At 44.6% G+C, this 12,917-nt stretch carries 9 protein-coding genes; 7 read left to right on the forward strand and 2 right to left on the reverse strand.

What is annotated here, in order from left to right; genetic code table 11:
* The first annotated feature begins 1,016 nt into the window (after positions 1-1,016).
* Positions 1,017-1,217, forward strand: a complete 201-nt coding sequence (locus F6J90_RS35945) for a hypothetical protein (RefSeq protein ID WP_293105148.1) — start codon at positions 1,017-1,019, stop codon at positions 1,215-1,217.
* On the opposite strand, the gene F6J90_RS35950 is transcribed toward F6J90_RS35945, so the two are convergent.
* Both F6J90_RS35950 and F6J90_RS35955 read right to left on the reverse strand, forming a co-directional pair.
* Positions 1,123-3,117, reverse strand: a complete 1,995-nt coding sequence (locus F6J90_RS35950; protein WP_293105151.1) for an ABC transporter substrate-binding protein — start codon at positions 3,115-3,117, stop codon at positions 1,123-1,125. The two genes, F6J90_RS35945 and F6J90_RS35950, sit on opposite strands and share 95 nt — an antisense overlap.
* A 225-nt stretch (positions 3,118-3,342) precedes the next feature.
* A complete protein-coding gene (locus F6J90_RS35955; RefSeq protein ID WP_293105153.1) occupies positions 3,343-3,663 on the reverse strand; it encodes a hypothetical protein in 321 nt (106 codons plus the stop codon).
* A gap of 1,081 nt (positions 3,664-4,744) precedes the next feature.
* Between F6J90_RS35955 and F6J90_RS35960 the strand changes: the two genes are divergently transcribed.
* The 6 genes from F6J90_RS35960 to F6J90_RS35985 all read left to right on the forward strand — a co-directional run bounded on the left by F6J90_RS35960 (position 4,745) and on the right by F6J90_RS35985 (position 12,566).
* Positions 4,745-6,118 (forward strand): transposase, encoded by a 1,374-nt coding sequence (locus F6J90_RS35960; protein WP_293105156.1) that lies wholly within the window; start codon positions 4,745-4,747, stop codon positions 6,116-6,118.
* Between the two features lie 182 nt (positions 6,119-6,300).
* Positions 6,301-7,605 carry a pentapeptide repeat-containing protein gene (locus F6J90_RS35965; protein WP_293105159.1) on the forward strand — a complete coding sequence of 435 codons (1,305 nt, stop codon included), beginning with the start codon at positions 6,301-6,303 and terminating at the stop codon, positions 7,603-7,605.
* Between the two features lie 1,475 nt (positions 7,606-9,080).
* Positions 9,081-9,230, forward strand: coding sequence for a hypothetical protein (locus F6J90_RS35970; protein WP_293105161.1), 150 nt, complete (start codon positions 9,081-9,083; stop codon positions 9,228-9,230).
* A 31-nt stretch (positions 9,231-9,261) separates the two neighbouring features.
* Complete coding sequence (locus tag F6J90_RS35975; protein WP_366513974.1) at positions 9,262-11,172, forward strand: fatty acyl-AMP ligase; 1,911 nt, start codon at positions 9,262-9,264, stop codon at positions 11,170-11,172.
* A gap of 175 nt (positions 11,173-11,347) precedes the next feature.
* A complete protein-coding gene (locus F6J90_RS35980; protein ID WP_293105164.1) occupies positions 11,348-12,169 on the forward strand; it encodes an acyl-CoA desaturase in 822 nt (273 codons plus the stop codon).
* A gap of 70 nt (positions 12,170-12,239) precedes the next feature.
* Positions 12,240-12,566 (forward strand): acyl carrier protein, encoded by a 327-nt coding sequence (locus tag F6J90_RS35985; protein WP_293105166.1) that lies wholly within the window; start codon positions 12,240-12,242, stop codon positions 12,564-12,566.
* Positions 12,567-12,917: the final 351 nt, after the last annotated feature.

Genomic DNA, 12,917 nt, shown 5'->3' on the forward strand with positions numbered 1-12,917 from the left:
ACTCAGAAAAAGCAATTTAAGCTGTCTGTGGGTGGGTAAAATTCCAGCAGTACTTTGGAGACAGAACTCATTGTATTGTTCCGGCGCGGAGGGGCATCCCGTGTCGTTAATAAAGTAACCCGTGTATCCGTTCGCGCAGCGTCGGCGAAAGCCGATACCAGTGGGTGGAGTTGGTAAGAAGCCCGCGTTGTCCCGTTAGGGCAACCTCGGGAGTATGTCACCTGATTTGCACCTCAACAGATTAGCAAATTTTAAAGTGAAATCCGGTAGACTTGACCAAAAATTTTGGGTTTCAAGCCCCGTCCTTCGTTCGACGGCTTTTAAGTAGAGTGTGATAGAATAAACCTGTAGCCTAGTACAGGCAGGATTCGTCGGTACTGCCAAATTAAAACAACGACGTAAAGCGATACTAGTACACGAGGAGCGAAAAACCTCGCCAAAACGCATGGATCCTAAAGGATGCCGAAAACCAGTAAAGTAACAATTCAAAACTAAACGTACCGTGTGCCCCACGGGAACGGGGGAAACCCAACGCTTAGGGAGATAAGCCCACTGGGGTTAGTTAAGTTAAGCTCGATATGCGCGTTTTTAAGCGGATATTTGGCTTAAATATTGCCTTTCAGGATAACTAATTTTAAGGCTTGTCGTAGAACTAAGAATCCCCGTCCTTCTAGGGCGGGGAGTGTCAATTGTGTTATTTGTTTTTAAAGCCAAGCGGGAGCCATAATAACCCGTAATTATATAGCGTTTCTCATAGTTATAGCGCTACGCGCAAGGGCTTTAGGCATGCATGCAAAAGGCAAAGGTGCGCTTACAGTCGTCGAATTATAGCAGTCGCCAGGGCAGTTAGGACATGACAAAAGTATCAAACCTAAGTAAGCGCAATAGTTTGACTTCTGACTTCTGACTTCTGACTTCTGACTTCTGACTTCTGCTATAAATTCGCCACGGGTCGCACCTAAAAGTTGACTAAAAGAGCGCACCTTTTTCAGCTTGTATCAAGGTCAAACACCTTAATGGGTAGTGCTATATCTCAGTTCCCAAAAGCTCACTGTATTGCTACTCCCGACTCCCGACTCCCGATTCCCGATTCCCTAATCCCGACTCCCGATTCCCGATTCCCTAATCCCGACTCCCGACTCCCTCAAACCCATAACTTTGTACCTCACCCGATTCAGAAGTGCTATACCACAGATGAGCATTCCAGTTTGTATTGAAAGGATTAGGCATCCGTTCCTGAATCCTAGTCGATTGTACTTGTAGTAACTGTTGCTGAGATTGGGTAAGAGGCACGACAGTCCATTCTTTGTTTTCCCTCAAGGTCTGTGCTAGGTCTTTTGAGTAAGGGAGCACCGCTGCAGTGACCTTATGGCCTAGCACCATATCGAGCAGCTGGTTGTGATCACAGATGACGGGAATCACAATTTGATCAAATCTTGGTGTGCCTTGCCAATAGTCTGGAAAAGCACTCAACTCGATTCCACTAGAACCGAAGGTCTCAACTTGGAATGGTCCAGTCCCAATCGGCTTTATCCCAAAGCCTTCTGTACCATAACCATGGCGCGGTACAATTCCCACGGTTAAAAGTTGGGGATGAATAGGAGGTTTAGCTACAGACTCAATTGAATCAATTTCCCTGAGGCGATGGGATTGAGAGGGTAACCTTTGGGGGGCAGACTGTAATGTAAACGCAATGGTTTTTTGATCTACCACTTTGATATCCCTGATGCTTGTCAAAACCAGTTTGCGCCAGGGTGAGTCAATTTTCTGTAGTACCTGATAAGTGAACTCAACATCAGCAACGGTTAGAGGGGTGCCATCGTGGAAACGTAGGTTGTCATGAAGCTGGAAATAAAGGATTTTAGTGATTTTGTCTACATTTTCTAGCTTCCACTTCACCGCAAGATCGGGAACCAGTAACCCACCTAAGCAATTAAAACGACATAAACCCCGAAAAACCAGACTCAATACATCCGCTGGTCCTAGGTTTGGGTTGAGCAAAGGGTCAAGGGTCTTAATCGGACGAAAATCAGCAATGGTAAGCTCTTGGCGCGATTTAACCCAAATCTTTTTGGTAAATGTGCTGTTGTTTGGGTTGATATCGGGGAGTTGTTGTTGTGGATCAGCAGTGAAGCGGATGATATGGAAGCCAGCCTTGAACCTAAGTTGATGACGAATGCTGCTGTCTTGCGATCGCTGATTCGGTTTTAAGGTGCCATGGGGACTAAGGTCAGATAGATTGTTGATAGTCCACTCAACTTGGAAAGAACCGGAAGGGCTACTTCCGTGATTAATCAGAACTGCTTCTAATGTAATTAAATCCCCTGCTACTGGTAATGGAGGATTTAGGGTAATGTCACGCACCAATAAATCAATAGTAGTGGCTTCCCAAGGAATAGTATTGGTAGTTTGACCGTCAATCACAGCAAACAGTACACCAAAACCCCTGACTTGGGGCATAATCACACTCAGGCGGGACTCACTCCAAGTGATGATTTGGGCTGGCTGACCCTGAAACAAAACTAGAGCATCGGGTGAAGCCACAGAACCCAAATTACCCCCTTCAATCACCACACTACTCCCCGGTGGGGATTTAGCTGGTTTCACTTCAGTCAAAAATGGGAGTTGTCGCCACATCCGAATCCTTGGGTCGGGAATATCAGTTTTGCGGCTAACTTCGGCGATCATTGCTGGGGTTTGGGTGTAGCGCTCTAGGTCATCAACCGAGTAAATTGCGATCGCATTTAGTTGTTTGATCTCCTTCTCTGTAATATCTGGTAACGTAGCCAGAGGACGGTTATCTACTGGTTGATCTAGAGCCTTACGTACCCCATGCAACTGACTCTGTAGTACCTGGGTAAAATCCAATTTGAGAACAGTAGCACCATTTTCCTTGGGATCAACCACCGTCCGAAACCAAATTTCCCCATCTCGACCACGGCGCACTGTTACTTCCAAATCCAGGTTTAGCTGTTTGATAGCCAAAGACTTACCACGAGCATAGGATTTAAGGGAGAGAGTATCTTCCGCATGGTCAATTTCCGATGCGATCGCATCCACCAATTCTGCCAACTGCCATTCTTGGTTATCCTCTGTTAGTGACTCATCAGTACTCATCGATCCGAAGTTCCCTCTTCTGACTTCCCTACTCGCTAGTTCCATTAACCCCAAGGGCGGGGTACCTCACCCAATTGAGAACTGCTATACATGCCATAGTTTACCCTTTACCTTTTGTCTTCATACCAAGTTGCGGTCAAACGTACAACTTTCTCTTCCGCCTATCTCCCTATCTCCCTATCTCCCTATCTCCCTATCTCCCCATCTCCCTATCTCCCTATCTCCCTATCTCCCTATCTCCCTATCCAACCAATCTACTCTCTTTGAATGCAACTCGGTATCAGTAGTGATAGTGATTCGGATACGACCATTACTACCAACTGGCCCTGTTTCACGAGCTGATGGCATTGTAACTATCACTCTAGTTGACTTTTCTGGTAAAGACTGGGGGTCAGTTTGCAGGCGTAGATGGGCAGGAATCTCAATATCCACATCACTGACCTGTAACTTCAATGGTTCAGCACCCCGATCACTTGTTTCTTCCAATGTGTCAGTGATCTCTCGGAAAATCAATGTGATTAAATCTCCTAGTGTGATGTCAGCCATCAGCAAATCTTGGTGATTAGTAATTGAATTATAATCTTTCTTTATGCTTTGCGCTCTTCTAGAGTCTAGAAACAGAGACTCTAGACACAAACCCAGCCTTAACCAGGCTATACTGTTTCAGTAACATTTAGTCCAGGGATTTTTTTTATCAACAGTAAAAAAATAATTTCAATACTGCTATAGCATTTTTACTTTAGATGTAAACATAGGATTGATAGAAAAAGCGATGCAGCGCCTTAATACGGGGGTTTCCGCCACTCGCGCTTTGCCTCAATACTTTGGATCAGGGAACTTCGGATCACGGAACAGTGTCAAGATATCCCACGAGTTTTTGGTGTTCTGATCAAGCGATGCAGCGAGTCCAAAGGGTATTTCCCCAACTCGCGCTTTGCCTCAAGACACAGGATTGGTTTTCATTATCTATTTAGAAATGCTATATCTAATTCTTGATATATAGCGCTACTCATATTAATGAGGTACACAGGATGTTTTCTGAGTTCCCTCTTCTGAGTTCCCTATTCCCTATTCCCTATTCCCTATTCCCTATTTCCTAAAATCAAAAACTTATCTACCTCACCTATTTTACTAAATGCTATAATTCAGCATAATTGTGCCACTAATAATGAGTATGATGAACTTTTCACTACCAGAAATGGTGTAAGGGAAAAAACTTGTCAGATCAGCTAAAACCATAACATAGATCTCGCCCTTTGCTCAGAAGCAAGCGCTACTTAGGACTCCCGCCCTTAGTAACGCGATCGCAAGTTGTGGTAATTCATCTAAAAAATTTCCGGAAGGATTGGGGATAACTGGGTATGGTGTTAGATATAAGGGTGCCTATCAAAAAATCCGGGAACGTGAGAACCCTGCGTCTTTAGACCGGGTCAGAAGTTACCCCAGCGAGCAATCCCTCGCTGGGGCAGCCTTTATGGTTGGTCGGTTATGGGTAAAGGGTTAAAACTTTATGATTAAGGCTGCCTTATTCTAAGGTTTCGTCTCCGGGATGAAACGGACGCGACGGGGTTTACCCCGCCGTATCCATTCAATTAAGCTATAATAGGAGCAAGGAGGTGATAGTAAAATGTATAGAACAATCCCAGTTAAGGCGACATTTACAGATGAAGAAAATGCTTTCTGGGTGTTTCAATGCGAGCAGGCCAATAGCTTGTTTAATTGCGCCATTTATTACGCAAAACAGAAGCATTATCAGTGGCTACAAGATCAGGAGGCTTACACTACTTTCTGGCGCGAAGATGAGCTTAAATGCGGCTGGAAAACTTACAAATGCTCAACTAGATATCCAGAGCTAGATAAGGCTTTAAAGCTCAGTCCCCATTACAAGGGAATGGCGGCTCAATCCGCCCAACAAACCTTAAAGACTGTAGGGGAAGCGATCGCTAGCTACAATCAGCTAGTCGGACTTTACTACAAAGGAAGTGTAGATAGACCCAAGTTTCCTAGATACAGGAAGAAAGGTGGTCTAGCAGCTGTCACTTTTCCGAGACAAGCCCTAACCTACAAGGAAGGTTTGTTCTATCCGTCCGTAAGCAAAGAAAGCAAGCCAGAATTACTAACCAAGATATACCTTGAACTTCCTGAGTTTATCGATCCAGATTGGGTAAAAGAAGTAACAATTCGCCCTTGCTACGGGCAGCTATGGATTGATTGGGTCATTGATGACGGAAAGCAGTCAGTAGAAGAGAATCCCAATCTTGATTACTCTCAAGCCTTAGGGATAGACCACGGTGGCGACAACTGGCTTACATGTGTTTCAACCTTGGGAAAAAGTTTCATCATTGATGGTCGAAAACTGAAATCGATGAACCAGGGCTATTGCCGGTTGGTTGCGAAATACAAAGAAGACAAACCTGATTTTTATTGGGATAGTAATCTTGACCGGATCCAGCTGAAGCGCAACAACCAGATGCGAGATGCGATCAACAAAACTGCTAGATTTATAATCAACCGCTGTCTTAGCGATCACATTGGGAATCTAGTTATCGGCTGGAATGAAGGTCAGAAAAACAAGGCGAATATGGGTAAGCGTGGCAATCAAAAGTTTGTCGCGATACCAACCAAAAGGTTGATAGAAAGGCTGAAACAGCTTTGCCTTGAATATGGGATTAACTTAATAGTCACAGAAGAATCTTATACAAGTAAAGCGTCTTTCTTGGATGGTGATTCCTTACCGAAATATGGTGAAAAACCCAAAGGATGGAAGCCCTCAGGTAAAAGAGTCAGACGAGGTCTTTACGAGGTTCCTAACGGAAAGCTGATTAACGCTGATTGTAATGGCGCAGCAAACATTATCAAAAAAGTAACCACACAGCTAATCGACCTAGCCAAGGTGGGTAGGGGAGTTTTGACACTCCCACATCGATACGATCTTTTTAGCTCTCTTAAAAAATCATATCGAATGAGAAGTGAAACCGCACGGGTTTACCCTGCGGTGTAACAACCTCATAGAATCCCCCGTGTTTTAACCGGGGGAGATGTCAAAGCATCCGTGTAGACAAATATATTCAGACCCTAATACCTGTGGACTGGATAGTGCCGACACGACTAGGATCAAGCAGAAGGAACCATGAAGCTGCCCTATTGTTGGCGTTTTTTTGTATTTTGGGATCGAATTGCATCATGGCAGACAAAGAGCATTTAGCTGTGCTCAAACGAGGGATAGATGCCTGGAATCAGTGGCGGAGGGATAATCCTAACCTAGAGCCTGACCTGAGTGAGGCTAACCTCAAAGGGGCTGACCTCAGTAAGGCTGATCTCAGGCGGGTTAACCTGATCAAAGCTGACCTCAATGTGGCTAACCTCAGAGGGGCTAACCTCAGCGAGGCTAATCTGCTTGAGGCTAACCTCTGTTTATCTAACCTGATCAAGGTTAACCTTAACCAGGCTAACCTTTGCAAAGCTAAGCTCCGCTCTGCTAACCTCTACAAGGCTAACCTGATCGAGGCTAACCTTAGCGGCGCTAACCTAATTGAGACTAACCTCTACAAGTCTGACCTTTGCAAAGCTAAGCTCCGCTCTGCTAACCTCTACAAGGCTAACCTCAGTAGAGTTAACCTCAGCAAGACAGACCTTTGTGGGTGTTACCTTGGCAGGGCTAACCTTAGTGGTGCTAACCCCAGTCTGGCTGAGTTTAGAAATGCCGACCTGAGCCAGGCTGACCTTAGAAGTGCCGACCTCAGTTGGGCTGACCTGAGCAAAGCTGACCTGAGCCGAGCTAACCTCAGCAAAGCTGACCTTAGTGGAGCTAACTTCCATAAAGCTGACCTGACCAAGACTGACCTGAGCGGGGCTGACCTGAGCGGGACTGATTTGAGCGAAGCTAACCTCACCAAGGCTGACCTGAGGGAAGCTTACCTGATTAGGACTCAAGCATTAGACTGTAATTTTACTGAAGTAATCTTTACCGGAGCATGCCTGGAAGATTGGAAAATTAATCAGGGCACGAAGCTCAAGCATGTGATTTGTGAGTATGCGTATCTAAAATATGACTATACACAAGACAAATTCATTGAACGTCGCCCTAAGAATGAAACTCAGAACTTTGCCCCAGGAGATTTTACTTGTCTGTTTCAGAAAGCCTTGGAAACTGTTGACCTGACATTCAGTGATGGTATTGACTGGAAAGCTTTTTTGCTTTCCTTTCAACAGCTCAGGGAAGAATACGGTGAGGAATACTTATCAATCCAAGCTATCGAAAAAAAGAGCAGTGGTTCGTTTCTGATTAGGCTTGAGGTACCACTAGATGCTAGCAAGGCTGAAATTGAAGGTCAGGCAAAAACACTGTATGAGACTAAACTCAGTACCCTTGAGGGAATATACCGTGCAGAATTGAAAGCGTCCCATGACCAGCTAGCAAGCTCCCGTCAGCGCAGCGCAAATCTGTGGGAAATTGTTAAACAGCAAGCCAATAGACCGATTATTTAAGGCTTTTCCGTATCTGTTATGTTAAATTATTAATATGATGTCCTAAACTAACGGTAAATAATTTTGGCAATTATTTACCGTTAGTTTAGGACGTTGAAGTCAAAAATCAAGGTATAGCTATATTTGAAGTTGTTTGAACTAACAGCTTGGAATAGTAAGTCCGGAAAAGCCGCTAAAATAGATGTTATTGTTCTAGTATAAATGCTCTGAATAAGTGATACAAAATCCGGCGTTGCATCATGGCGTGATGATTTGGATAATAGAGACATGAAATGTCCCAGATGACAATCTGGCCAAATTCGTAAAAACCATCACCGTCGAGGTAAACAAAATTACCAATGTTTTGATTGTGGTTTTCAGTTCTTCCAAACCCATTCCACTCAAGGATATCCATCCAACATTAAGGAATATTGTCTGAAAATGTATGTAAACGGTTCAGGATTATGATCCCCAATCGAGAAATCGAGAATCACAGGGGTAAACATAATACGGTAATTCGGTAGCTTAAAAAAGTAGCGATCGCGAGGGTATGATGCCCCAATATTTTCATAAATTCTTGTAGGTGCGCTTTCCGTTGGCGAATTTAATTCTTAATGGGTCAAGCGCACCTAATAGTTAAGAAAAAAACTGTATTGGGAGGATGGCAATATCCATCTCTATGGGATAGATGCTTACAAGGTATATTTTTGTTGTTTCAATTATTGTGATCACTTATTCCTCAAAATATACATGACCCGTGTGTAAGGGTAAAATACTCGTATTAGACACTATCTTGATCGTTTTAAAAGAACAAAAATCTGTTATTAAAAATGAGTATAAATGCTGAAATTTTCAGTAAAATTCCTTATTAAATTACTGAGATTATGGTAGTGTTACTGTTACTGGTTAAATTATCCCGCCGGAATGCTACACCCTAAATTAGGTAAATCTCAGGATTGGCAAAATCCCAAAATCAGAGATATATTAAAAAAAAAATATTTTGAAAGAATGAATAATAGTCATGAACTTCAGTCCCGAATAAAACCAAAAGCTAATCGATTATATTTTGCATCTCATGTTGGCTTGGGCAAAATATAAATTTTATTCCTGGCTACCTGCTCCCTAAAACTAAGCTTAATTAACAATGTTTTCAGATTAAAGTATTTACCTGACCAAACGTAAGCATTCAGCCGTCAGCTGTCAGCTGTCAGCCTAATGCTTAAAATAAACCTCAGGAGAATTTAATAGTTCGAGATTAATCAGAGTTGAAAGTCTGAGGAAAATCCCATCTAAGCATATGCCTTACGCGCACGCTAAGCGAACAGTAGTTATGGATCAGCCGTTGGCTGATAGCTGAGGGCTGATAGCTGAGGGCTGATAGCTGAATGCTTACGACCAAACAAAGAAACGCTATAGAAAGTTTAGCGACATGCAGCTATAGCGCTGAAAGCGCTGACTGTTCAAACTTCGCGCAATATATAGCGTTTCTCATAGCTATGAGGTACACATTATTTTTTCCCTCTTCCCTCTTCCGACTTCCCTTTTCCCTGCTCCCTGCTCCCTGCTCCCTGCTCCCTGCTCCCTGCTCCCTGCTCCCTAAAACCCAGAGATTTGTACCTCATGAGTATAATAATTGCTATATATAACTAGGATTTACGGCTTGTTGTCCAAAGTCCCATGGATAAAAGTTCGACTTCAGCCTCAGAAATAGTTAACAGCTCAAAACCACAAAACACCATCCGATTGTTATCACCAATGACTGCTTGTTTAGATTATTCCCCCAACACCATACCTCAAGTTTCGACTTTAGTAGACCTTTTGCGCACAAGGGCGGAAAACCAGCCTGAGCAAATAGCTTATATCTTTCTTGAGAATGGAGAAACCGAATCAGCACAGCTTAACTATCAACAATTGAACCGACAGGCACGAGCTCTCGCAGCTTCTCTCCATTCCTTAGTTGCCCCCGGCGAAAGAGTTTTGCTGCTGTATCCCCCAGGTATAGAATTCATTGCTGCTTTCTTTGGCTGCTTGTATGCAGGGGTTGTAGCAGTACCCGCTTACCCACCCAGGCGGAATCAGAAGATGTCCCGGTTACAGGGAATTGTGGCAGATTCCCAGGCGACAGTGGCACTTACTACTACATCCGTTTTGGGAAACATAGAAGGGAAATTGACCGAGAATCCAGAATTGGCTTCCTTGCGCTGGCTGGCTACGGATAACATTGGTAGCGATCGCGCTAATGAATGGCACGAACCGGCACTGACCAGCAACACCTTGGCTTTTCTCCAGTACACCTCTGGTTCTACAGGAACGCCGAAGGGGGTGATGGTCTCTCATGGGAATTTGCTGCACAACCAGCAAATGATACAGCAGGCTTTCGGGCATACAGCAGATACTATTGTTGTCGGTTGGTTGCCTTTTTACCATGATATGGGACTGATTGGCAATGTCCTCCAGCCTCTGTATTTGGGGAAACCAGTGATTCTCATGCCGCCAGTAGCCTTTCTCCAGAAGCCTATCCGCTGGCTGCAAGCAATTTCCCGCTATAAGGCGACCACCAGCGGCGGGCCTAATTTTGCTTATGACTTGTGTGTAAACAAGATTAAGCCAGAACAGCTTACAGGTCTTGACCTAAGTAGCTGGAGAGTGGCTTTTAGTGGCGCTGAGCCTGTTCTTCCTCAAACTCTGGAGAGGTTTGCTAACTATTTCGCCCCTTGTGGCTTCCGAGCCGAGGCATTTTACCCCTGCTATGGCATGGCTGAGACTACTTTATTAGTGTCCGGGGGTTTGAAGACAGCTGAGCCAATTATTGGCCTGGTCGATGGAGCTGCCCTGTCCCAAAACAAAGTGGTGCAAAGTACTCAGAAGAAAGAGGAACTTCGGGAGATTGTAGGCTGTGGTCGTAGCTGGTTAAACCAAAAAATTGCGATCGCTAATCCTGAGTCAAAAATCCAGTGTTCGGATGGACAAGTCGGAGAGATTTGGGTGTCAGGGTCGAGTGTAGCCATGGGCTACTGGAGTAAACCACAGAAAACCCAGGAAACTTTTCATGCTTACCTGGCAGATACCGGAGCCGGACCGTTTCTGCGCACAGGAGATTTGGGATTTTTGCTTGATGGCGAGTTGTTCATTACCGGACGAATCAAAGATGTGATGATCATCCGAGGGCAAAACCATTATCCCCAAGACATCGAACTTACAGTTCAAAACAGCCACCCAGCACTGCGGCCTCATTGTGGAGCGGCGTTTACAGTGAAGTTCAAAGGCTCACAGCGACTGGTGATTGTTCAGGAAGTAGAACGGAGTTATATCCGGAAACTGGATGTAAATGAGGTGGTAAGCAATATCAGTCAGGCGGTTACGGCAGAGCATGCTCTACAGGTTTATGCCATGGTACTGGTTAAGACCGGCAGCATTCCCAAGACTTCCAGCGGTAAAATTCGCCGTCAGGCCTGTCGGGCTGAGTTTCTCACTGGCAGTTTAAATGTGGTAGGGGATTGGAGTCTCAATCCTCTGGGAAAAGCGAAGTTTCGGGATTTACAGGCTGATGTCGAATCCTTATTACAGAAAGTAGAAAGTTGCAAATAGATATGAAATTGAAAGTCAAAATATCACATAAGGAGTATGTTTGATGCAGTTGGACAGCATAACAGAGCTTCTTACAGGTTCTAGTAAGACGCAGAAAATAAAGATCGAGAGTGAGCACCTGAAAACTGTAGGCCTGCTTCATGCCTGGGCTATTCTCTTAATACCTTTCCTTGGCTTGGTAGTTGCGATCGCCCAGGTCTCGCTCTCAGGCATTGGGGCTATGGAGGTAGGACTATTGGTTGGCATGTATGCTCTGACCTATGCCGGGATTACTGTGGGTTTTCACAGGCAATTTGCACACTGTTCCTTCCGAACTAATACCGCCGTCCGAGTCATTCTCGCCATCCTTGGCTCTATGGCTGCTCAAGGCTCCGTTATTTACTGGGTAGCTAACCATCGACGCCACCATCAGTACAGCGATCAATCGGGAGATCCCCATTCACCTCATCTGCATGGTGATGCTCTGCGTGGGCATCTACGAGGACTATGGCATGCTCAGATAGGTTGGATGTTTTTACACGAATTTACAAATCCACTAAAGTTTGCCAAAGACCTGCTTCGGGACCCTGTCATCTCTCGTGTTAACCGGCTGTACTTTTGGTGGATATTTTTGGGTCTTGCTGTACCTGCTGTCTTGGGCGGTTTGTTGACCTGGACCTGGTGGGGTGTCTTCTCGGGATTCTTGTGGGGGGGACTTATACGGATCTTTTTGGTAGGCCAGTTCACGTTTTTTATCAACTCAATCACCCACCTCTATGGCAACCGTACTTTTGATACCCGAGAACAAAGTACAAACAATATCTGGATAGCAATTCCCACGTTAGGTGAATCTTGGCATAACAATCACCATGCTTTCCCAAACTCGGCAGTTTTTGGTTTGAAGTGGTGGCAGATTGAGCTAGGTGCCTGGATCGTCCGTGCCCTAGAAAAAGCAAGCTTAGCCTGGGATATCAAGGTTCCTACTACAGAGATGCTCAATGCCAAAAAGCTGGTTTAGCTTAACTCTCACAAATCCATCTTGGATGAAGCGTACTAATCAAATTTTTACTACTAAGGAGGTTTAAACAATGGAATTCCAAAGTTCTCAACTTAACGATATCTCTACCGTTTCCAAGAATAGCAATGGCAATGGCAAAGGAGATGCACCCAAAAAGCCTCCAACTGCAGCAGAGATTCAAGGCTGGTTAGTCTCCTATATGGCCGAACTGCTGGAAATCGAACCGGATGAGGTAGATGTAACGATTCCCTTCGATCGCTATGGTCTCGATTCTTCTGCGGCAGTTGGTCTGACTGGTGACCTTGAAGATTGGCTCTTGACTGAGCTAGATCCAACCCTAATGTACGATTATCCGACTATTGAAGCTCTGGCGAAGCATGTGGCAATAGAAGCCTAAGTAAAGGGGTAAGCACCCGTATTCTTAAAGGAATCAACCCATAAGTAAACTCTCCCTGAAATACCGAAATACTGCAGCCTTTTTATAATTGCTTTCCACACTGGGACTGCGAACGTCTCGTGCATTACCATGCGGCGGATTGACAACCCCCGTCAGTGATTGCCTGGCACATTAGCAAACCTGAGTTTGACTTAACTCAACGGAGGAAGATAAACAGAAGGAAAAAGTAAAAAGGAAAAATGACAAAAAGACTACACCAATATACTGTCTGGAATACTCAAACCCATTCTTCGGAACGATTACACACTTTTTTACTTAATGCTTTTTCTTTGCTTTTCCAAACTCATTCCC

Source organism: Moorena sp. SIOASIH (assembly GCF_010671925.1).
In the GTDB taxonomy this organism is placed as follows: Bacteria; Cyanobacteriota; Cyanobacteriia; order Cyanobacteriales; family Coleofasciculaceae; genus Moorena.